The organism is Corynebacterium sp. HMSC063G05 (assembly GCF_001810555.1).
Taxonomy (GTDB): domain Bacteria; phylum Actinomycetota; class Actinomycetes; order Mycobacteriales; family Mycobacteriaceae; genus Corynebacterium; species Corynebacterium jeikeium_D.
On sequence record NZ_KV801849.1, the window covers coordinates 112,613 to 134,952 of the forward strand.

The following is a 22,340-nucleotide window of genomic DNA, read 5'->3' on the forward strand; positions in this document are numbered from 1 at the left end:
CATACAACCGGTTGCGACAATCAGGGCCACGATAAGCTACCCCAAAATGCTGGCCCCAATCGTCGCCTTCAGATCACCAATCAAGCTGGCGTCCCGGTCGACCCGCAAGTGCTCGCCGAGAACCAAAGTGGTGTGGGAATCGCCGTCGACAAGCTTGAGGTAAACGTCGGAGTCGCCTGGGTTGTCCAGCAGTACTGACTTCAGCTTGGCAATCATCTCCGGAGTGCACTGATCAGTGCGCATGGTCAGACGCAGCGGCGCCGAAGTGGAGCCATTACGGCCAAGATCCGGCAGCTTCAGGTCATCACAGACCACACTCATGCGGTCATCGCGGTACTGAACGCGGGCACGAATAAGCACGATGGCGTCTTCAGCAATGCTGGTGGCAATCATCGCGTAGGTTCTCGCAAAAGCCATAACTTCCACGCGCGCGCCGTTGTGGTCCTCAATACCGATAATCGCCCAGGGCTGGCCGTTCTTATTCACGCGACGGTCAACGCTAGAGACAATGCCACCAATAGTGATTTCGGTGTTGTTAGCGACTTCCCCACCGACGACCGTGGTCAAAGCGGTATCGGTCTGCGCGGCCAGCGATTCTTCGAACCCATCGAGTGGATGACCGGAGACATAGAGGCCCAGCATTTCTCGTTCCAGGGTCAGCTCGTGCTTGCGATCCCACTTTTCATCCGGCACACGGATTTCAAAGATGCTCTCCGATCCGGTGTCCTCTTCCCCACCGAAGCCCGCAAACAGGTCGAACTGTCCCTTGTCTGCAGCCTTCTTGGTCGACAGCACCGAGTCAATGGCCTCTTCGTGAATGAGCGCAAGGCCCTTTCGTGGGTGCCCCAGCGAGTCGAAAGCGCCGGCCTTAATCAACGACTCGGTGATGCGCTTGTTACACGGCAGCGTCTCAATCTTGTCCAGGTAGTCCGAGAACGACGTGAACTTGCCCTTCTCCTCGCGCGTCTTCACAATCGACGCGACCACATCATGGCCGACGTTGCGGATAGCGCCAAGGCCGAAGCGAATATCCTCACCGACCGGCTCGAAGTCCATACCCGACTCATTGACATCCGGCGGCAGCACCTTAATGCCAAGGTGGCGACAGTCCGACAGATAAATAGCCAGCTTGTTCTTATCATCCGCCACCGAGGTCAACAGCGCCGCCATGTACTCAGCGGTGTAGTTGGCCTTCAGATACGCGGTCCAGTAGGACACCAGGCCGTAGCCCGCCGCGTGAGACTTGTTAAACGCGTACGAGGCGAAGGGCAGAATAATATCCCACAGCTTCTGGACAGCATCCTTGGAGAAACCATTCTCCAACATGCCGCCTTCGAAGTTCACGAACTCCTTGGCCAGCACCTCGGGCTTCTTCTTACCCATGGCCTTACGGAAACCATCTGCTTGGCCCGCGGTGTAATTCGCCAGCTTCTGCGAGATCTTCATGATCTGCTCCTGGTACACGATCAGGCCGTGTGTTTCTTCCAGGATTTCTTTCAGCTGCTCATCCAGTTCCGCGTGGATGGCGTTATAAGGCTTGCGACCATTCTTAATATCCGCGTAGTCAAAGTGCGCGTTCACACCCATCGGCCCCGGACGGTACAGCGCCAGCGATGCCACGATGTCGTCGAAGCCCGTTGGCTGCATGCGTTTGAGCAGCTCACGCATTCCGCCACCATCGAGCTGGAACACACCGAGGGTGTCACCGCGCGACAGCAGCTCATAGACCTTCGGATCATCGGTCTGAAGGTCATCGAGCAGAACTGTCTCGCCTCGGTTGGACTTGATGTGCTCAATACAGTCACCGATAACCGTCAGGTTTCGAAGACCCAGGAAGTCCATCTTCAACAGACCGATGGCCTCACACGCCGGATAATCCCAGCCAGTGATAATCGCGCCGTCAGCCTGTCGCTTCCACATCGGGATGTGATCCAAGAGTGGCACCGACGCCATCACCACGGCACAAGCGTGCACGCCGGTCTGCCTAACGACGCCCTCGAGACCACGGGCTGTCTCGTAAATTCGAGCCACATCCGGGTCGGTTTCAATAAGCTGACGAACCTCGGCGGCCTCGCCGTAGCGTGGGTGCTCCGGGTCGACGATGCCGCTCAGCGGAATGTCCTTAGCCATAATCGCAGGTGGCAGCGCCTTAGTAATGCGGTCTGCAATCTGGTAACCCGGCTGACCGAACTGCACACGCGCCGAGTCCTTCAGAGCCTGCTTGGTCTTCACCGTACCGAAGGTGACCACCTGCGCCACCTTGTCTTCGCCCCAGCGATCTGCCGCGTAGCGAATCATTTCATCGCGGCGGCGGTCGTCGAAGTCGATATCGATATCCGGCGCGGACGGACGCTCTGGGTTCAGGAATCGCTCGAAGAGAAGACCGTGCTCAATCGGGTCGATATTGGTAATCCACGTCGCGTACGCAACCAGGGAACCGGCAGCGGAACCACGCCCCGGACCGACCTTGATGCCCACCTCACGGGCATGGCGGATCAACTCCGCAACGATAAGGAAGTACGACGGGTAGCCCTTACCGTCAATAACCTCAATTTCGTACTCCGCGCGCCGGATGTACTCCTCCGGTACCTCGCGCCCTTCAAAGCGCTTGCGCAGCCCCTCCATCACGTTGTGATGCAGCCATGTCGTCGGCGTCTCCCCTTCCGGAACGTCCGCCTTCGGCATGCGATCGTGCGGGTGCTCTTCCCACAGCTCGTCGTAGTCCTCAACGCGCTCTGCGATGAGCAGCGTGTTATCGCAGGCACCCGGGACTAGGTGATCCCAGGTCGCGCGCATTTCTTCGGCGGACTTAATAAAGTAGCCGTCACCGTCGAACTTAAAACGGTCCGGGTCATTGAGCGTCTTACCCGTCTGCACACAGAGCATGGCCTCGTGAGCCTTGGCCTGGTCACGGGTGACATAGTGACAGTCATTCGTAACCAGTGGCGGCAGGTTCAGCTTCCGGCCAATCTCCAGTAACTCACTTCGCACACGGGTCTCAATATCCAGCCCGTGATCCATCAGCTCAAGGAAGTAGTTTTCCTTGCCGTAGATGTCCTGCCACATTCCGGCGGCCTGCAGAGCCTCGTCGAACTGCCCCAGACGCAGACGCGTCTGCACATCACCCGACGGGCAACCAGTGGTCGCGATAATGCCCTCGGCGCGTTCCGCCACCAACTCGGCATCCATACGCGGGTACTTACTAATCTGCCCCTCATACGACGCCATCGACGACAGGTAGAACAGGTTCCGCAGACCCTGCGCATTCGCAGCCAACATGGTCTGGTGCAAGTAGGAACCGCGACCCGAGACGTCATCTCGACGCTGATGCGGCTCACCCCACTGAATGCGCTTTTTATTAAAACGGCTCTCCGGCGCCATATATGCCTCAATGCCGATGATTGGCTTGATGCCCTTGGACTTCATCTGCCGATAGAACGCATTCGAGCCAAACATATTGCCGTGGTCGGTGACACCGACCGCAGGCATTCCCTGTCGCGCAACCTCGTCGGCAAGCAAATCAATCTTCGCCATACCGTCGAGCATGGAGTACTCGGTGTGATTGTGGAGGTGCACGAAGGAGGAGTTAGCCATGAGTCCAGATTGTAGACAATCCCCCGGATTGAACACGATTCCATCGAACACCCAAAATGAAGCAGCCCCTTATGCCTGCACAGTTATAGCTAAAGACGTGTGCAACATCACTCTTACTTTTCCTTTACTTTTCAAAACCAGTTGACAATACTCGACATCACAGTTCGTGAGGAAGTCCTCATATTTCCTCGCGACCATAGAGAAACACACTGCCCTCGAGCAAAGAACCAAAGGAGCAATACAGTGTTCGCACCACTTTCCGATGGCCACTTCACCTACTTCCCCAAGCCCGAGCTTGACGAGGTTCTTGCAACCATCGACCGCCGCCCAGTTGCCGCCGGCTACCTCATCGATGGCGATGTCATCACCTCCAACATGGATGCCGCCCGCTACAGCTGGCTGGTCTAAAAGGGCGCAGACCTGGAAAATTCTGACTTTCTTTTCAAAATCAAAGACAGTACAGGTTTTCAATGATTACGTTTTAGGGCATGAAACTTTCTCGAGCTTCTGCCCCGGAGTCCTCGGACACATCCCGCCCGGCTCCGACATCGATGTCTCACCTGCCTGAAGCGCTGTCGCCACAGACGCCCCAGACAGCCCGCCCGCCACTAGCTACCGACACGCTGCTTAACTGCACTTCCCTTCCTGCAGTCGTCGTCGACCTCGCGGCGGTCGAAGCCAATGCCCGCGATATGCTCCGCCGTGCAAACGGGATGCCTATCCGCGTGGCCTCGAAATCGATTCGCATTCCACAGCTTATTTCGCACGTCCTGGCCTTCCCCGGTTTCCAGGGCGTGCTGGCATATTCGCTGGCAGAGGCGCTGTACCTATTCCGAGAAGGCATTAGCGACGACATCGTCGTCGCCTACCCAACACTTGACGCCCGCGCTATCTCAGAGCTTGCCGACGATGATGCAGCGCGTGCCGCCATCTGCGTCATGGTTGACCGTCCCGAGCATCTGGAGGCGCTGGCGTCGTCGGCAAGCGAAAATGCGCCAATCCGCGTGTGCATGGACGTCGACGCATCCTTTCGTCCCCTCCCCGGCGTGCATATCGGTACGCTGCGCTCAAGCCTGTTCTCGCCGAAGCAGGCAGCGGCGTTTGCCAAGCAGATCATTGCCCACCCGGAGCTGCAGCTGGCCGGAATCATGATGTATGAGGGACACATTGCCGGAGTGGGCGATGCCGGAAACTCCCTGCGTGCGCGCGCAATTCGAGTGATGCAGGCCGTCTCAAAGAAGGAATTGGCAAAGCGCCGCGCGAAGGTTGTCGCTGCAGTCGAGAAAGTGGCGGGGCCGCTGGAGTTTGTCAACGGTGGTGGCACGGGGTCGCTGGAGTCGACGTGCGCCGAGGCCGCAGTCACCGAGGCAGCGGCGGGGTCGGGGTTCCTGGCACCAACCGTCTTCGATAACTATCGCGCATTCAATCTGCGCCCGGCGTCCTGGTTTGTGTTGCCGGCGACGCGACGCCCTAAGAAGGGCGTGGTCACGGTGTCCGGCGGTGGTCGAATTGCCTCTGGACCGGCGGGAGCTGACCGGCTGCCAACCCCCTGGTACCCCACTGGCCTGCGCTACGCGGCAGAGGAAGGACCAGGTGAGGTGCAGACTCCGCTGCTCGGCAAGACCGCCGACGCAATTTCGCTGGGAGATCCCGTGTGGTTCCGCCACGCCAAGGCCGGCGAAATAGCCGAGCACACACAAGAAGTCATTGCAGTTCGAGATGGCGCCATCATCGCCCACTGGCCCACGTACCGAGGAAAGGGATTGATCTTCACATGAGCAATTCACGCAACAACGCCCGCTTCACAGTCTCTACAGTTGAGTCCCGCGTACCACGCGTACGTCGGCGTGCGCAGGCAAAAGCCGTCGCCAACTCTCATTGGAGCAATTGGGCGCACACGCAATCGTGCACCCCGTCCTACACTCATCAGCCGCACGATGATGAGGGCGTTATCTCGGTAATTAAAGCGGCGAAGACCGAAGGAACTACGGTGCGCCCGCTAGGGGCCGGTCATTCTTTTACTTCCGTGGCCACCACCGATGGGCACCGCATTCAACTCGACCGCTGCTCTGGTCTGGTCGAACTCGACGCCGCCAACCAGACCGCCACGCTGCGTGCCGGCACTCGCCTGCGCGACACTCCAGGTATTCTGCGCCCGCTCGGTTGGGCACTTCCCAACCAGGGCGATGTCGATCCGCAGTCGCTGGCCGGTGCTATCTCTACTGGCACACACGGCACCGGGCTTGGATTCACCGGCTTCGCAGGCACCGTGAAAGGATTCAAGATTGTCACCGCGGATGGCGTCGTCAGGCACTGCCATCCGGACGCTGAGGGAATCGACGGCGAGCTCTACCGCCTCGGACGGCTGGGACTGGGTGTCTTCGGCGTGCTTACGGAGGTCACGATGTCCGTCGTGCCAGCGTTTGATCTGCACGCCGACGAGCACCGCGAAGAGTTTGATTCCCTGCGCAAGAGTTTCGCCGAGCGCTGCAAAGAAGCTGACCACCTGGAGTTTTTCTGGTTCCCGGGACAGCGCGAGACGCTGGTCAAGCACAATACTCGCATTGAACCGCAGCGCCACCGCCGCCCGAGCCGCAATAGCCTGAAGCAGCGCCTGGGCAGCGCGCGTACGTATCTTAACGACGAAGTCGTCAACAACATGGGACTCTTGGCGTGCTGCGAGATTGCTAAGGCCATTCCCGCTACGACCGATACCATCAACCGGATTGCCACCAACACCGTGCCAGAGCGCAGCTACTCCAATGAGGCGCACAAGGTCTTTGTCTCGCCGCGCCGAGTGCGTTTTTCCGAGATGGAGTACTCCGTCCCGCTCGAGGCCGCTTCCGATGTCCTCGGGGAAATCCGCGACGCGATTGCCCGCAAGAGGATGAAAGTCTCCTTCCCCATCGAGGTGCGCTCCGCGAAAGCCGATGATGTGGCCCTATCCACTGCGTACGGTCGCGACAGTGCCTACATCGCCATCCACCGCTACTGGAAGGAAAATTATCGAGAGTACTTCAACCTCATCGAGCCGATTTTCAAGGCCCACGAAGGTCGCCCGCACTGGGGCAAATTGCACACGCTTCGCGCGGAGGATTTCGCGGAACGTTATCCGCTGTTCGGCGAGGTCCAGGCACTACGGGAAAAGGTCGACCCGCAGGGAATCTTCCTCAACGAGCACCTGCGCGAACTTTTCTGCTAATTATCTGCCGGCTTTACGACGTCCCGGGTAACCGCCCCATCCGCCTGGTCAGCGGCATCGTCGGAAACCGCGGCCGGTTCAACACCGGCCTTGCGGAGTTCCCGGCGAACCCGACGCTGCCGGAGCATCTTCAAGATGAGGTCGCAGATGAACAGCGCGACGGCACCCCAGATGATGAAGAACCCGATCCAGCGCTCCGGTTCGAGCTGCTCGCCCAGCACAGTGACTGCCAGGGTGATTTGGAGAACCGGAGTGAGGTACTGCATCAGACCCAAGGTGGCCAGCGGCAGGCGTTTGGCACCTTCGCCGAAGAGCAGCAACGGAATGGCGGTAGCAACACCGGCGCTCATCATGAGCAGCGTGTGGCCTGTTCCTTCGGAGCTAAACGTGCTCTGCCCGTTGTAGGTCAACCAGAGGATGTAGGCCAGAGCAATCGGTGTGATTACGGCGGACTCGGCCGTCAGCGAAGCTGCGGAGGAAAGCGATACCCGCTTCTTCATTAGTCCGTAAAAACCGAAACTGAACGCCAGCGCCAGCGCACCCAACGGCGGATGTCCCACACCAATTGTGAGAACAATGACCGCAATGGTTGCCAGGATGACACTGCCGAGCTGCAACCGCGAGATGCTTTCACGGAAGAAAATCATCGCCAACAAAACGCTGACCAGCGGGTTGATGAAGTAGCCGAGCGCAGCCTCCGCCACCTGCCCATTGTTGACCAGGTAGACGTACACACCCCAGTTGACGGAGATCAACAGTGCGGCAATAAAAATAGTGCCCCAGGTCTTGGCACTCGCGGCCTTCAGCTCTGGCCATGCGCGCATGAAGCTGAGGGCAATAACCATAAAGACAAGGGTCCAGACGAATCGGTGCGCCAAAATCTCTACGGCCCCTGCTGGTTCCAGCAAGGGGAAATAGAGCGGAAACAGCGCCCACAAAAGGTACGCACCGAATGCCTGAATCACTGTTGACTGACTCCTTTTCGTTCTTGTTGAAACTGACTGCGTACTGGCAGCAGAGTTCTAGCCGCTTCATCCTAGTCGTTTGGACTTGGCCGCTTAGTCCTGGCTTCTATTAGGTCTGGCCGCTTAGTTCTGGCTCAGCCCCGGCGCAAAGAGCGGATCTTTATCCGTGAAGCCGGAACTCAGCACCGGGCGAATACCAAAACGGCCACGCGCCGCATCTGACGGCAGCGCCTCGACAGCTTTCACATCGGGCATTTTCTTGACATCCATCAACGATTCAGCGTCACCATAGACCAGTAACCCGTTGAAGCCGAGCCGTTCGTCGTCAATCGCGACGTCTGCGTAAGCAGCCGCTAACTCCAGCTGATCTTGCAGCAGCTTTTCTTCGCTCGCTGTTTTACTCGGCTGCGGCAAATACCGGGTGCTCACACCGCCGATGATTGCAGTCGATACTCGCAGAGAGGGCTCTTTTTCATAGACCTGTGCCGCTTCTTGCGCATCGAGCAGCCGGTCAAAAGTCACCATCGCCCAGAACTTCGGGTCCTCCACGACTGGCTGGCCGGTCTTTAGCCGGTAGTCCTCTTTCTTCATATTCGCGAGGGACTCGTCGGCACGCTCTACGTACTGCTCGGTTGCTTCCCACGGGTCCGGGCCGAGCGCATCGCCGTTGAGATTTTGCGGCTTGCTTACCCGATCGGAGGTCGAAGCGACTGCTAAAACAATCACCAATACGACAACACAGAAACCAGAGATCAGTGCCATCACTGGCGAAATACTGCCGTCACCAGTGCTTTTCGCACGAGTTTCACGGCGTGGTGGGTTCTTGGATCCCGATGGGGTCTGCGTCATGCGCTCTGCCTCAAAACTTCCAATGCGTGGTTCAAATCATCTGGGTATGGACATTCGATTTCCATCCAGCGCCCATCTGCCGGATGGTGGAAACCAAGCGAGACCGCGTGAAGCCACTGGCGGTTGAGCCCCAGGCGCTTGGCCAATGCCGGATCGGAACCGTACATGGGATCGCCGCAGCATGGGTGATTCAGCGCAGAGAAGTGCACGCGAATCTGGTGCGTGCGCCCAGTCTCTAGATTCACCTTCAGCAGCGTTGCTGGGGCGAAGGCCTCAAGCGTTTCGTAGTGCGTCACAGCATGCTTGCCATCCTGGCGGACGGCAAAGCGCCAACCCGCCGAAGGATGACGGCCAATCGGCGCATCAATTGTCCCCGACAGCGGATCCGGATGCCCCTGAACCAGAGCGTGATAGGTCTTGGACACCTCACGGTTTTTGAACGCCCGCTTGAGCACGGAGTAGCCCCGTTCGGAGCAGGCGACAACCATCACGCCAGAGGTGCCAACATCGAGGCGATGCACGATGCCTTTTCGCTCGGGCGGACCGGAGGTAGAAATGCGGAAACCAGCAGCCGCCAGTCCGCCGATAACCGTTGGGCCTTCCCAACCGACCGACGGATGTGCGGCCACACCGACAGGCTTGTGAACAGCCACCAAATCGGAGTCGTGGTAGAGCACGTCCATGCCCTCGACGAGTTCCTCTTTGGGAACCAATGGCTTTTCCACCGGCGGCAACAACACAGAGAGGAAAGCGTTTTCTTCCAATCGGTCGGACTTACCAACGCTCACGCCATCGACCGTGATGTCCCCAGCCGCTGCCAAATCAGCCACCGCTGTGCGCGAGAGTCCCAGCAACTTAGCCACACCGGCGTCTACCCGCATACCGGCCAAGCCCGGTGGAACGGGCATCTGCCGGGTTTCTCGGTCGGGCTGGTGCGCTCCCCCGAGTGCTGCACCGGTATTTACTGCATTGTCGTTCACTGCTGTCCTCCCTCCGCCGACTGCTTCTGATCCGTCTGGGAAGATTTCTTCTCCGCTGCAATCTGATCAGCGAAGAGATCCGGCTCCTTGGAAAAAACCATCCAGATAACGAGGATAATAACGCCCACTGTAATCGCGGAGTCCGCGATATTAAATACGGCAAAACCCTTCACCGACAGGAAATCGACGACGTGGCCGACGTAGAAACCGGGTTCCCGAAACAGCCTATCGATGAGGTTGCCCAGCGCACCACCAGCAATAAGCCCCGCTGCAGTCGCCGATATAGGACTGCGCAGCCAATGGGAAAAGCACATCACAGCCAGGATGTAAACCAGCTGCAACGTGGTAAAAACCCAGGTGGCGTTCGTGCCAAAGGAAAAGGCCGCACCAGGGTTAAAAACGAGCCGCAACTCGAAGAGATTGCCGATCACCTGCACCGCAGGACGGCCATCGAGAGTCTTCAAAGCGATAATCTTGGTCAGCTGATCAATGATCGCAACTGACACAATAACCACAGCGAGAATCCCCCGCCGCGGGAAATATGTCCTCGTTTCCTTCTTAGTCACTGTCCCATAATGGCCTAACAAACCCATATTCAGCCAACTGACACCGCCCGGGTGGTTCCTATCCACCGCGAAACCGGTACGCTAACCGGTGTGACTCGACGTTTCCAATCTCAGTTTGTTCCGGCCTCCTCTGCTTTACGACGTGCAGGAGGCACCACCTCCTCGTGGTTCCGTCGACCTAGCCGCAGCGACCAGCCTGGTCACACCAAGCGTGGCCTGCTGGCGAGGGTCGGCACCGCTGTTGTTGCCGCTACCACTGTGGTGTCATTGGCCGCGTGCTCGTCGGAAAGCTCGGTGGAAACGCAACCCGTGGACGTTGCACAACCCAAGGTCGAATTGACCAGTGCTGGTAGCGGTGAGCTGGCGAGCGTGCGCTGGAAGGACGACGGTGCAGAGCAGGAGTCGACCGTGGCGGTGACGCAGGGCTTCGCGCAGCGTGGCGGAAACGCCGATAGCGACCAGACGTTCCCGGACACCCGCCTGGAAATCCCCCTGACCAGCACTGTTACCAGCGATAACGATACTCGTGTGGTGACGTCAGAGGTGGGTAAACCCCACGGCTCCAACGATGAGCTGAATGAGGATATCGCTACCGCACAGGGCTTTATCTCTGATTGGTCAACAACAGCCACTGGTGAGGTCAAGGAACTCAAGCTGGGAGCGCCGGAGAAGGCGACCGACACCGCTCGCGCTGGTGTGGAGATGGCGCTGCAGCAGCTGCATTCCGTACCTATCGTCTTCCCTTCCGAGGACATCGGAAAGGATGCGACCTGGACGGTCGAAAGCGAGGTCGAAGGCCAGACCACGATGACGCAGAAGGTGACCTATACCCTGCTCAGCCGTGCGGGCGACATTGTTAATTTGAAGGTCGATGTCAAGCAGGTGCCGACCGTCACGGAGTTGGACACTGGCGGAGAGGGTGCACTGAAGGTTGTCGAGGCCACGACTGACATGCTTGCCGACCGCGTCACCATCGACCTGACTAAGCCCCTTCCGATGAAGGGCAACATCGACTTTGTGACCTCCGTGACCTACGGCGACGGCAACTCCGATGTGCGCATCACTCAGCAGACGCACCGCGGGCTGGAGTTTAAGGACGGCAGCGAGTCGAAGAAGTAGCCCAGAGCCCAGAAGAAATAGCTCTGGCCAGCGCAAGGTTAGAAGACGAGAAAGTGTCTAGGTTTATGTCACTTTTCTTCCCAAAAAATGGGCGGAACTGTCATAAACCTAGACACTTTCTTTTGTCTGCCCCAGTGCACCCGACCGGGCTAGGCTGTGATGCCTGGGCCAACGGCACCTAAGCCGGTGGAGGTGGAGGAGGCGCGTCCTCCGCCGGAGCCGGAGCTGGCGGTGGCGGGACCTCCTCAGCCGGCGGTTCAGGCGCGGGTGGCGGAACTTCCTCAGCGGGTGGTTCGGGCGCCGGAGCCGGGGCTGGCTCCTCGACCGGTGCTGGGGCCTCCTCAACCGGAGCCTCTTCAACTGGGGCTTCTTCCTCCGGCTCAGGTGGCGGCGGAGGGGTTTCGCCCGGCGCGAGGCAGAACCCAGGCTTGTGCTCCGGATCAAGCGTCGATGCCAGGTTGCAGGCCCATTCCTTGCTCAGCATCCAACGGCCATCCCTGTAAATGAAGTCCACCTGATCCACGAGCATCGGATCTTCCTCCGGGCGGAGGATATTGACACCGGCTACGGCCTGCTTCGTCGTGAAGCCGGGCGTAATCGGATCAATGACATCAAAGCTGATTTCCTGCTCATTGGCACTATTGGTGACAATGTCGAAGAAATCGCCGGCAGTATCGCCGTCCTCAATGGTCAGCGCCTTTTCCTCGATAGGTAAATCGGGGTTGATAAGGCGTGCGAGGACGTCGTTAAGCTCTGCGCGCGTCGGCAGCATGATGACGGGTTCCGCCGAGCTGGATGTCTTCGATTCAGTCGTCGGCGCTGCAGTATTGCCACCACCGCAGGCAGCTAGCCCAAGTGCGCTGACCGAGACCATCGCCGCTACTGTCACACCACGCGCTGTGCGCCAACGCATTCCGCTAACGCGCTGGTTGCAGGGGACTTTCATATGTGCACTACTCCAATAAAATCTGCATGAAGATTCGCTGGCTTCACGCCTTCCATAATCCTACACAAGGCCAAAACATCGCCTGGGTAAGATGGTGGACATGTCGACTCAGGATCATTCCCCGGCTAGCTCGACCTCGTCTAGCACGGCCTCCCCTCGCCGAATCGTTGTCATCACCACCGGCGGCACCATCGCCTGCACCACAGATCGCAGCGGTGCGCTAACCCCGACCATCTCGGGCACGGAGCTCGTCGCAGCGGTCGCGCAGCGTTATCCAGAGGGCATGTTAGAGCTGGAAGTTCGTGAGCTCGGGATGCTGGACTCGTCGAATCTCGCGTTCACCGACGTTGACCGTGTTCTCGCCGCTATTCACGAAGTGCTTGATGACGACTCCGTGGACGGTGTCGTCGTAACTCATGGCACGGACACGATGGAGGAAACGGCCATGGCTGCCGATATTTTCCATGCTGACTCGCGTCCGGTTGTCTTTACTGGTGCACAACTTCCCTATGATCATCCGGAAACCGACGGACCGGGGAACCTCTTTGAGGCCGTGACCATTGCTTCCGATGCCTCTGCGCAGGGAATTGGCGTTCTTATTGTCTTTGGCCACGCAGTCTTGCCGGTACGAGGTGCGACGAAGTGGCACACAACCGATCCTTTGGCTTTTGCCACTAATGCACCGGAGGAGCCGGTTCGTCCAGATCCGCTGCCTCTGGCGGCTTTGGCGGGCTCGAAGGTAGAGATTATCCCCGCCTACTTGGGTGCAGATGGATCACTGCTGGATTCGGCAGTCGCCGCCGGTGCACGCGGCATTGTCGTAGAAGGCCTGGGGTCGGGCAATGTCTCCGATGAGTTTGCCGCTGCCATTGCCCGGGCCATTGCCGCTGATGTGACCGTCGTGATGGCAACGCGCGTCCCGCGTGGTGATGTCCACGCCGCCTACGGCGGTGCCGGTGGCGGTGCGACGCTGGCTCGGCACGGTGTGATTAGCGCTGGTTGCGTGCATGCACCGCAGGCGCGCATCATTCTCGCCGCCGCGCTGGCTGCGAATGTGCATCCGCAGACGCTGTTCTAATTCACGCCTCGATGATGCGGATGATTTTCGCCGGGTTTCCAGCCACGACTACGCCCGCGGGAACGTCCTTAGTCACCACGGCACCCGCGGCGACCACGGAATTGTCGCCGACGTGTACACCGCCCAGGATGATGGCTCCGCCACCGATCCAGGCATTGCGTCCGATGATGATTTCATCTCCAGACTCTAGATAAGCGGCGCGGGCCTCAGCTCCCAGTGGGTGTACTGGTGGAAGAAGCTGCACGTTGGGCCCGAGCTGCGCGTAGTCGCAGATTGTCACCTTCACCACGTCAAGTGCGGTGAGCCCAAAGTTGATGAAAACGTTGTCGCCGATGTGGATGTTATCGCCGTAGTCCAGGTAAATGGGCGGGCGAACGGTGCTGCTCTCTCCGAAAGACCCCAATGCCGGTGCCAGCACTTGCTGTGCTGCCTGCTGGTTTTCGCGGAACGCGACCTCAAATTCAGCAGCCACCTGGCCAATTCGCACGTTCAGAGCCTGCGATTCCGGATGGTCCGCGATATACCACTGACCGTTTAACATGCGCTGGCGGTTATCCAGACCGTCGTCGGGAAGTGTGGTCGACGGATTCGGATCTCGATCGGTGTTGCGCAACGAGGCGCGGCGAGCTGCCTCGAGCTCTGCAATGCGGGATTCGGTAGTCATAGTGCCCCAATTTACGGACAGCGCATAAACAGAGCGCCGCGAACGGCATCGAGGCAGGCAACCGCATCACGCATCCGCGTCGGGGCCGAGTTCGTCTTCGCTTTCCCGCTCAGGTTGCGGCAAGTCGAGAGCTGCTGCTTCGTCGGATGCCAGCCACTCCGGCCAGTCCAAACTGCACACCGCAGAGCACGGGCGCAGCTCCGGGTCGTCTTCCTTCAGCGTGATCATGCGCCCGGGGCCGCTGGTGCGGCTTTCAAAGCGGACAGTCACAATCCCGTGGCCCGACCCCTGCACCCAACCATGTCCATACTCGCTGTGGTGTACGTCCGAGGTGGGTGCCCACTTGGAGTCGGAAAGCCGAACGGTCGGCAACGCACCGGTTCCAGATAGCTCGACCAGGCCGGCGGGAGCGTCGGAAAGCGCAGGTGCTGGCACTCGATCTTCGACGGTGATTGCGCGGTCGAGCTCAGGAAACAGGACTTCTTGTATGTGCGAATCCAGCCCGGAGAAACCGACGCCCACCAATCGCACTGGGCCGACCTCCGCGGGCGTGAACGCGATTCGGTGCGCCACCGCCATGAGGGTGTCGAAATCCTGTGTGGCGTAGGCGAGCGTCTCAGATCGGGTATGGATGCTCAGGTCAGACAGACGCACCTTGCAAGTGATGGTGCGAGCACCACGGCCATCTTTTTTGAGCCGTCGAAATGCGGACTCACCTGCGCGATCGACGGCGGTGTGGAGCTGGGCCTGCGACTCCAAATCCTCAGGATAGGTGTACTCCGCCGATACAGACTTGGCGACATCGCGCTCCTTAACCGGCCGATCGTCCGTCCCCTGCGCCAGCTGCCACAGCATCACACCGGTTTTGGATGTCAGCGAAACCTCGACATCGCGCTGGGACATGGCGGCAAAATCACCGATCGTCTCCACGCCCAGCGTGTGCAGTTTCGCAGCGGTGACAGGGCCAATACCCCAGAGCTTCTCTACCGGCAATGGGTGTAGAAGCTCGTGATTGCGTGCGGGGTCCAGCACGTACACGCCATCGGGTTTCGCCAGGCCGGAAGCAATTTTCGCGAACTGCTTGCCCGCGCCCGCGCCTATCGACGAGGCCAAGCCGGTCTCCCGCCGGATATCTGTCCGCAGCTGCTCCGCCCAGGCAATGACCTGCTCCTTCGAGGCTCCCTGAAGCTCTTCGGGTTCCATGAAAGCCTCGTCGACGCTGAGCTGCTCGACCACGGGCACGCGCTCGCGGATTACAGAGAACACGCGGCGCGACACCGGCCCGTAGATGCCCTTGCGCGCGCTGACCGTCACTGCGGTCGGTGGCATGAGACGACGTGCGCGAGCCATCGGCATAGCCGAGTGCGCGCCGTACGCGCGGGCCTCATAGGAGGCACCGGCGACCACACCTCGACCGCCCAGTCCGCCGACGAGGACTGGCCGCCCGCGCAGAGTCGGGCGGGTGAGCTGCTCGACGGACGCGAAGAACGCGTCCATGTCGATGTGCAGAACCCACCGCCCGGAAGTCGGCATAGAGATTACTCTCCCCTACTGCTTGGCAATATCCGCCGAGCAGCCGTCCGCCACGTCGTAGCTCAGCGACTCTCCGCCAGCGACGACCTCGAAAGCGGTTGCGAGAACCTCGCGGGCGATGAGGTCAGCGTGGCGGTTGGCCCACTCCTCACGCTCGGCCGGCACCTGCAACTTCACCGAAATGCGGTCGGTGACCTCAAGGCCAGCGTTCTTGCGGGCATCCTGCAGACCACGGATGCGGTCAGCGGCCCAACCGCGGGACTCCAGGTCCTCGTCGAGCTCAGTGTCGAGCACAACCAGGCCATTGACGCCGTCGACCTCAGCGGTGGAATCCGGCGAGATCGCGACCAGGTTGCGGGTGTACTCGCCCTCCTGCAGCGGAATGCCATCGGCGACAACCGCGCCGTCGACAACCTCATAGTTGCCAGACTTCACAGCCTTAATGACCTTCTGGACGTCCTTACCCAGGCGCGGACCGGCCACGCGAGCGTTGACGGAGACCTCGAATCGTCCCACCGAGTCCACGTCGGAGGTGAACTCCACCTTGTCGACGTTGACCTCGGAGGAAACGATGTCGGTGTACTCACGCAGACGCTCGGCATCCGGGAATGCCAGGGTCAGCTTCTTCAGCGGCAGGCGGTTACGCAGCTGGTTGGCCTTGCGGATGCGCGATGTTGCCGAGCAGACATTGCGGACAATATCCATGGACTCAACGAGTTCGTCATCGGTCGGCAGCTTGTCGACGTCCGGCCAATCCTCCAGGTGCACCGAGCGGCCGCCAGTGAGCGAGCGCCAGATGACCTCGGTGGCCATCGGCAGCAGCGGAGCAGCCACGCGGGTGAGAACCTCCAGCACCGTGTACAAGGTATTGAAGGCCTCTGGGTGCTTGACATCGCCGGCCCAGAAGCGGTCGCGGGAGCGACGCACGTACCAGTTGGTCAGTGCGTCACAGAACTGACGGACCTCATCGGTGGCAGCAGCAATGTCAGTGTTGTCCAGGCATTCAGTGACAGCACGGACGGTTGCTGCAAGCTTGGCCAGGATGTACTTGTCCAGGATGTTGTCGGAGTCTACCGACCACTCGGCCGGTTTGGAAGCGTAGAGCTGCAGGAACGAGTATGCGTTCCACATCGGGAGCAGCGCCTGGCGCACGCCCTCACGAATGCCCTGCTCGGTGACAATCAGGTTGCCGCCGCGCAGAATCGGGCTGGACATGAGGAACCAGCGCATGGCGTCGGAGCCGTCGCGGTCGAAGACCTCGTTGACGTCCGGGTAGTTGCGCTTGGACTTACTCATCTTGTTGCCGTCATCGCCCAACACGATGCCGTGGGCGACGACCTTCTTGAACGCCGGGCGGTCGAACAGTGCAACCGACAGGACGTGAAGCAGGTAGAACCAGCCGCGGGACTGGCCGATGTATTCCACAATGAAGTCGGCCGGTGCGTGGGACTCGAACCACTCCTTGTTCTCGAACGGGTAGTGGAACTGCGCAAACGGCATGGAACCGGAGTCGAACCAGACATCCAGGACATCCGGGACGCGGCGCATCATGGACTTACCTGTCGGGTCGTCCGGGTTCGGGCGCACCAGCTCGTCAATCTCCGGGCGGTGCAGTGTGGTCGGGCGAACGCCGAAGTCCGCCTCCAGCTCATCGAGGGAACCGTAGACGTCGACACGCGGGTACTCGTCGTTGTCGGAAACCCACACCGGAATAGGCGATCCCCAGTAGCGGGTACGGGAGATGTTCCAGTCACGTGCGCCCTCGAGCCACTTGCCGAACTGACCGTCGCGGACGTGCTCCGGCATCCACTCAATCTCGTTGTGGTTGAGCTCCACCATGCGCTCGCGGATCTTGGTAACGGACACAAACCAGCTCGGCAGTGCCATGTAGATCAGCGGCTCGCCCGAACGCCAGGAGTGCGGGTAGGAGTGCTCGATGGTGCGGTGCTGGACGACGCGGCCAGCGGCCTTCAGGTCACGGATGATGTCCTTGTTGGCGTCAAAGACCAACTTGCCCTGGTACTCCGGCACCTGTGAAGTGAACTTACCGTCCATGTCCACCGGAATGATGACATCAATGCCGTATTCATTACAGGTGTTCATATCGTCTTCACCGAAGGCCGGCGCCTGGTGGACCACACCAGTACCGTCCTCGGTGGTGACATAGTCCGCCACCATAATCTGGAAAGCGTTCGGGTGATCTGCGAAGTAGTCGAAGATCGGCTGATAGGTCAGGCCTTCCAGGTCAGCACCAGCGAAGGTAGCCACGACCTCGTGTTCCTTGCCCAATTCCTTGGCGTAGGCACCAATCAGTGCTTCTGCCAGCAGGAAGGTCTTACCTGCAAACTCCGGCACGGAGGAATCCTCGCCGACCTTAACTACGGCGTAGGTGACCTTCGGGTTCACGGCCAGACCAAGGTTGGACGGCAGCGTCCACGGCGTGGTGGTCCAAGCGATAGCCGCAGTGTCAGCGAGCACCGGGTTGTCCGCCAGCGTCTTCTCCGCTGCCGAGCCTGCCTTGGCGCCGGTGAACGGGAAGGTCACGGTCAGGGTCGGGTCCTGCCGCATCTTGTAGGAGTCATCCAGGCGGGTCTCCTGGTTGGACAGCGGGGTGTGCTCTGCCCAGGAGTACGGCAGCACGCGGAATCCCTGGTAGACCAGGCCCTTGTTGTAGAGCTCCTTGAAGGCCCAAATCACGGACTCCATGTAACTCATGTCCATGGTCTTGTATCCGCCGTCAAAATCAACCCAACGCGCTTGACGAGTGACATATTCCTTCCACTCGCCCGCGTACCGCAACACCGACTCAGCGCAGTACTTGTTGAAGTTAGCCAGACCCATTTCCTCGATCTGGCCCTTGTCCTTAATACCGAGCTGCTTCTCTGCCTCCAGCTCAGCCGGAAGACCGTGGCAGTCCCAGCCGAAGACGCGACCAACCTGGTAGCCACGCATGGTCTTGTAACGAGGGACGATGTCCTTGACGTAACCGGTCAGCAGGTGACCGTAGTGCGGTAGACCGTTGGCGAACGGCGGGCCATCATAAAAGACGTATTCGTCAGCACCATCACGCTGATCGATAGAGGCCTGGAAAGTGCTGTCCTTGCCCCAGTACTCCAGAACCTTTTCCTCCAGTTCCGGAAACTTCGGGCTGGAGGTGTACTTACCAAAGTCAGCAGTGCGCGGATACGCGCCACCTGCCGGAGTGGCCTCAGCAGAGGCATTTACATCGTTCGAATTAGACACCGTTTCTACGTCACTTCCGTGGTCGAACATCATTAATACTCACCACGGGGACGCATGCCTAGCCCCTTCAGCGTTGTTACTGGTGACGCTGAAAAGGAGTCTCGCGCGGTACCACCCCGCTTGGCATCACGCTTTACGACGGTTCTTGCGAACAAGAACCATGCGGCTTCACGCGATAGCCCGCTTATTTAATAAGGCTTTGTAACGGTGCCAAACCGTTCGGTTCTACTGGGCCCATTTTCTACTGGACTGTTCTTCCGAAACGCTCCCCGGTGATGGCCGGCTCATTGCGCGTATGGGTGTCAGTATAGCAGTGTCTCAGGCAACTACTACAACCCTGACCGGAACAAAGAATGCGATTGGTTCGCAGGGAAAGATAGCAAAAACCACCGCGCTCTGCCTCCCCTCCCTGGGGAGCCGAGCGTGGTGGTTTTCTACGTGTTGGCTACGTAATTAGTTGTTGTAGCCGTCGGCCGGGGCAGCCGACTCGCGAGAGTTCAGGTCGTCGAGCTGGGACTCCAGGAAGGTCTTCAGGCGAGTGCGGTACTCGCGCTCGAAGATGTGCAGCTCCTCGATGCGCCCCTCCAGAGCGGTCTGCTGCTCCTTGACGGTGGTCATGATCTCGTGGTGCTTGCGCTCTGCATCGTCCTGCAGCGCGGTTGCCTTCTGCTGCGCTGCGGTGATGGTGGCGTTAGAGCGAGCGTCTGCGTCGCTGATCATCTGCTCGCTGCGCTGGCGAGCGTCAGTGAGGGTCGACTCAGACTCGTTACGGGCATCAGCCAACAGCTGCTCACTGCGCTTCTTGGCATCAGCCAAAGTTGCTTCTGCCTCATTGCGAGCGTTGGTGATAGTGCGCTCGGCCTCTTCATTGGCCTCTGCCACGGTGCGGTCAGCGTTTTCACGAGCCTCGGTGACAAGCTTGTTGGCCTCAGCGTCGGCGTCAGTGGTGACGCGATCAGCGGTGTCCTGAGCAGCCTGCAGGATACGAGCAGCGCGGAGGCTAACTTCCTGCGACTCGGTGCCGGTGCTTGCTGCAACTGCCTGCGGCTGCTCCGCAGCTGCGGAGGAAGCCTGCTGTGCAGAAGCCTCTGCCTCAGAAGCACGCTTCTCAAGAGCATCCAGACGATCCTGGTAGTGAGCCTCAATCTCCTGCTGCTGAGCGCTCAGGCGCTCGTTGTACTCAGCGCGCAGCTCCTGCTCAATTTCCTTGCGCAGCTTGTCCTCATCGACAGCCGGCGCCGCAGCGGCAGCACCGGAAGCAGCGTAGTCTGCGCCGCCACCCTGCTCTAGCTGACCCTCAAGGTCCTCAACCCGCTGGCGCAGCTCAGCGTTTTCATCCTGGAGCTCACCCAGTGCGTCCTCTACGAGGTCGAGGAACTGATCGACCTCGTCCTCGTTGTAACCACGCTTGCCAATCGGAGGCTTGCTGAAAGCCACATTATGCACATCAGCCGGAGTCAACGGCATGGTGAGTTCCCCTAACACTTTGAGCGGACAGTTCTTAAGAAATCTTAAGAGAATTATTTCCAGTAGTACTGTTTACCCGGCCAATCCTACCTGCTCTAGTCACAGTCCTCACCCCATTTATTTTGGGCAGGACTCTATCCCCCACGTTCTAACCAATGGCAAAGTTCTAGTAAAACGTTAAACCTCGCCCTTACCCTGCACCTTTAGCCACAGAACTTTACCCCCGACACAATAAAAACCCATTGGGGATTACATTCCCCAACGGGTTCCTATTGTTGCCCCCGATTAACACCCCCGGCGGCAATTCAATGCCCGAGAACATCGCATTCGGGACAGTCAAAACAACACAGCTCCACCGAAATCCACATTGTGGATCCCAAGCAAACAGTTAGCGATATTTACGCCACCGCGCCGAGAGCTACCTGCAGCACCATTCGCAGAATCATAAGGATGAAGAACAAAACAAGCACAGACATGTCCACCATCACGTTGCCCATCGGCATAGGCGGGATGAGTCGGCGCAACAGCTTCACCGGCGGGTCGGTAATGACAAAAACAACTTCGCCAATCGACGAAAACACCCTGCCTGGTCGCCAAGAGCGAGAAAATGACTGAATCATTTCAATCACAATGCGAGCCAACAGCAGATAGGTGAAAAGCTTCAGCAGGATTAGCAGAACTAGCAGTAGTGAAGACACGAATAAACAGTCTAGCTAATTAATCGAAATACGAAACACTAACAAGCCATGCGAGCCGGCTGACTAGCCGGACATCCGGTCGAACTGGCCCTCGTTGACATCGCAGCCATGCGGGTACAGGGTGAACACGGAGCCGTCAGCCTTGATTCGACCGCGCAGACCGAAAACCAGTCCAGCAACGAAGTCGACGTAGCGCTTAGCCTCAGATGGGTCAAGCTCACTCAGATCGAAGGTGACAATGTCACCGTCGCGGAAGTGCGAACCGATGTCCGGAGCCTTGGAGTACTTGTCCTGGAAACCACTTTCCGGCTTGATGAAGACCTGCTCCGGTTCCTTGGTCTCAGCAACGGAGTGCAGGTTGCCGTAGCGGTAGTCCTCCTCGCGGGAGTTCACACTTGCAGTCTCACGTGGAGCCTCTTCGCGCAGCTCGTAGCGGTGGCGCTCCGCACGACGCGAGTCGGCATAGGAGTCATCAAAACGCTCCTCGTCACGGCGGTCAAACTCGTCGTAGTGCTCGTCGTAAGCCGCGTCATCAGTCGGGGTAAGACCGAAAAAATTTGAAACCCCACGGAAGAAATCAGCCATCTTCTGCTACGTCCTTCTTAGTGTGCGAATTTAAGTCTGTGCTACCCACAACCTACCGGCTGGGTTGGCAATATCGCATAGACACGCGCAAATTTGGCGCGCCAAAATTACAACTTTGAAACTTAGCCCTGCTCAGGCAGGATTACGATGCCCGCCTGACGGCCAGTCTTCCCCTCCCGCCGGTAGGAAAAGTACTGCTCATTGTCAATAGTGCAGCTGGGCTCGACATTGACATGCCGTACACCGAGGTCATAGAGCTGACGCATCAGGCCGGCGCGCACGTCGACACCGGCAGTCCCCTGCTTCGTTCGCATCTTCGCTCCGGGCAAATGCTTATCGACGTCATCGGCCATCGACTCAGGCACCTCGTAATTGTGGCCAGAAGCCGCCGCACCGAGAAGCGCATGGATATTCTCGGGCGTGGCACCGAGCTCAATCATCTTCTCGACAGATTTACGAACGATTCCGTTGCGGGCACCGGTCCGCCCTGCGTGTACCGCAGCGGCGACACCCGCATAATCGTCGGAAAGCAAGACGGGAACGCAATCGGCAACGAGCACTACCAGCGCGAGACCCGGCGTGGTCGTGACGATGGCGTCGGTAGCCGAGACAGGCTCAGTTTGTGGTTCGTTGACGACGGTGACCGTGTTGGTGTGAAGCTGCTCCATGTAGACGAAGCGGGCACGGTCGATTCCCAGAGAATCGGCCAAGCGCTGGCGGTTGCGTTCGACTGCGGACGGGTCATCGCCGACATGATCTCCAAGATTGAAGGAATCATATGGTGGCAGCGAAAACCCGCCGCGCCGATTCGTCAGAATTTTTCGGCTGCGGCGGGATTCAGTCATGATTTC

18 protein-coding genes are annotated in these 22,340 nt (G+C 59.2%); 5 read left to right on the forward strand and 13 right to left on the reverse strand.

The annotated features are described in order from the left end of the window. Positions 1-36: 36 nt before the first annotated feature. Positions 37-3,594, reverse strand: a complete 3,558-nt coding sequence (gene dnaE, locus HMPREF2751_RS05005) for a DNA polymerase III subunit alpha (protein ID WP_016422978.1) — start codon at positions 3,592-3,594, stop codon at positions 37-39. A gap of 243 nt (positions 3,595-3,837) precedes the next feature. On the opposite strand from dnaE, the gene HMPREF2751_RS10800 reads away from it, so the two are divergent. The 3 genes from HMPREF2751_RS10800 (at position 3,838) to HMPREF2751_RS05015 (ending at position 6,796) form a co-directional block, all read left to right on the forward strand. After that, entirely contained in the window at positions 3,838-4,002 is a 165-nt protein-coding gene (locus HMPREF2751_RS10800; RefSeq protein ID WP_016422979.1) for a hypothetical protein, read from the forward strand. Between the two features lie 80 nt (positions 4,003-4,082). Beyond that, positions 4,083-5,372, forward strand: coding sequence for an alanine racemase (locus tag HMPREF2751_RS05010; protein WP_070595603.1), 1,290 nt, complete (start codon positions 4,083-4,085; stop codon positions 5,370-5,372). Beyond that, positions 5,369-6,796: a D-arabinono-1,4-lactone oxidase gene (locus HMPREF2751_RS05015; protein WP_048734784.1), complete on the forward strand. Its 1,428-nt coding sequence runs from the start codon at positions 5,369-5,371 to the stop codon at positions 6,794-6,796. Before HMPREF2751_RS05010 ends, HMPREF2751_RS05015 begins: the two co-directional genes overlap by 4 nt. Here HMPREF2751_RS05015 and rarD read toward each other — a convergent pair. From rarD to lspA, 4 genes are all read right to left on the reverse strand, one after another. Continuing rightward, positions 6,793-7,761, reverse strand: a complete 969-nt coding sequence (gene rarD / locus HMPREF2751_RS05020; protein ID WP_049193996.1) for an EamA family transporter RarD — start codon at positions 7,759-7,761, stop codon at positions 6,793-6,795. The two genes, HMPREF2751_RS05015 and rarD, sit on opposite strands and share 4 nt — an antisense overlap. A gap of 123 nt (positions 7,762-7,884) precedes the next feature. Continuing rightward, positions 7,885-8,610, reverse strand: coding sequence for a hypothetical protein (locus tag HMPREF2751_RS05025; protein ID WP_049170281.1), 726 nt, complete (start codon positions 8,608-8,610; stop codon positions 7,885-7,887). Further along, entirely contained in the window at positions 8,607-9,518 is a 912-nt protein-coding gene (locus HMPREF2751_RS05030) for an RluA family pseudouridine synthase (RefSeq protein ID WP_042389388.1), read from the reverse strand. The genes HMPREF2751_RS05025 and HMPREF2751_RS05030 overlap by 4 nt, the downstream gene beginning before the upstream one ends. Positions 9,519-9,586: 68 nt before the next feature. After that, the gene (gene lspA / locus HMPREF2751_RS05035; protein ID WP_070429556.1) at positions 9,587-10,156 is read right to left on the reverse strand and encodes a signal peptidase II; all 570 of its coding nucleotides are present in this window, start codon (positions 10,154-10,156) and stop codon (positions 9,587-9,589) included. A gap of 90 nt (positions 10,157-10,246) precedes the next feature. Here lspA and HMPREF2751_RS05040 point away from each other — a divergent pair, with 90 nt between their 5' ends. Beyond that, positions 10,247-11,275: a hypothetical protein gene (locus HMPREF2751_RS05040; RefSeq protein WP_224433257.1), complete on the forward strand. Its 1,029-nt coding sequence runs from the start codon at positions 10,247-10,249 to the stop codon at positions 11,273-11,275. Positions 11,276-11,453: 178 nt separating this feature from the next. Here HMPREF2751_RS05040 and HMPREF2751_RS05045 read toward each other — a convergent pair whose 3' ends face one another. Continuing rightward, a complete protein-coding gene (locus HMPREF2751_RS05045; protein WP_049190453.1) occupies positions 11,454-12,221 on the reverse strand; it encodes a WKL family lipoprotein in 768 nt (255 codons plus the stop codon). 91 nt (positions 12,222-12,312) lie between these two features. On the opposite strand from HMPREF2751_RS05045, the gene HMPREF2751_RS05050 reads away from it, so the two are divergent. Next, entirely contained in the window at positions 12,313-13,299 is a 987-nt protein-coding gene (locus HMPREF2751_RS05050) for an asparaginase (protein ID WP_080969603.1), read from the forward strand. A 1-nt stretch (position 13,300) separates the two neighbouring features. On the opposite strand, the gene HMPREF2751_RS05055 is transcribed toward HMPREF2751_RS05050, so the two are convergent. The 7 genes from HMPREF2751_RS05055 to pgeF all read right to left on the reverse strand — a co-directional run bounded on the left by HMPREF2751_RS05055 (position 13,301) and on the right by pgeF (position 22,334). After that, positions 13,301-13,963 carry a DapH/DapD/GlmU-related protein gene (locus HMPREF2751_RS05055; protein WP_080969604.1) on the reverse strand — a complete coding sequence of 221 codons (663 nt, stop codon included), beginning with the start codon at positions 13,961-13,963 and terminating at the stop codon, positions 13,301-13,303. Positions 13,964-14,029: 66 nt separating this feature from the next. Beyond that, a complete protein-coding gene (locus HMPREF2751_RS05060) occupies positions 14,030-15,496 on the reverse strand; it encodes a DNA polymerase IV (protein ID WP_049190455.1) in 1,467 nt (488 codons plus the stop codon). Positions 15,497-15,511: 15 nt separating this feature from the next. Continuing rightward, on the reverse strand, positions 15,512-18,772 hold the full coding sequence (gene ileS / locus HMPREF2751_RS05065) for an isoleucine--tRNA ligase (protein ID WP_080969605.1): 3,261 nt from the start codon (positions 18,770-18,772) through the stop codon (positions 15,512-15,514). Between the two features lie 420 nt (positions 18,773-19,192). Beyond that, complete coding sequence (locus HMPREF2751_RS05070; RefSeq protein ID WP_049170271.1) at positions 19,193-20,206, reverse strand: DivIVA domain-containing protein; 1,014 nt, start codon at positions 20,204-20,206, stop codon at positions 19,193-19,195. A gap of 398 nt (positions 20,207-20,604) precedes the next feature. Continuing rightward, complete coding sequence (locus HMPREF2751_RS05075; protein ID WP_048731166.1) at positions 20,605-20,904, reverse strand: YggT family protein; 300 nt, start codon at positions 20,902-20,904, stop codon at positions 20,605-20,607. Positions 20,905-20,967: 63 nt separating this feature from the next. Beyond that, entirely contained in the window at positions 20,968-21,489 is a 522-nt protein-coding gene (sepF, locus tag HMPREF2751_RS05080; protein WP_048731168.1) for a cell division protein SepF, read from the reverse strand. A gap of 122 nt (positions 21,490-21,611) precedes the next feature. Continuing rightward, complete coding sequence (gene pgeF / locus HMPREF2751_RS05085) at positions 21,612-22,334, reverse strand: peptidoglycan editing factor PgeF (protein ID WP_049190457.1); 723 nt, start codon at positions 22,332-22,334, stop codon at positions 21,612-21,614. Positions 22,335-22,340 lie beyond the last annotated feature (6 nt).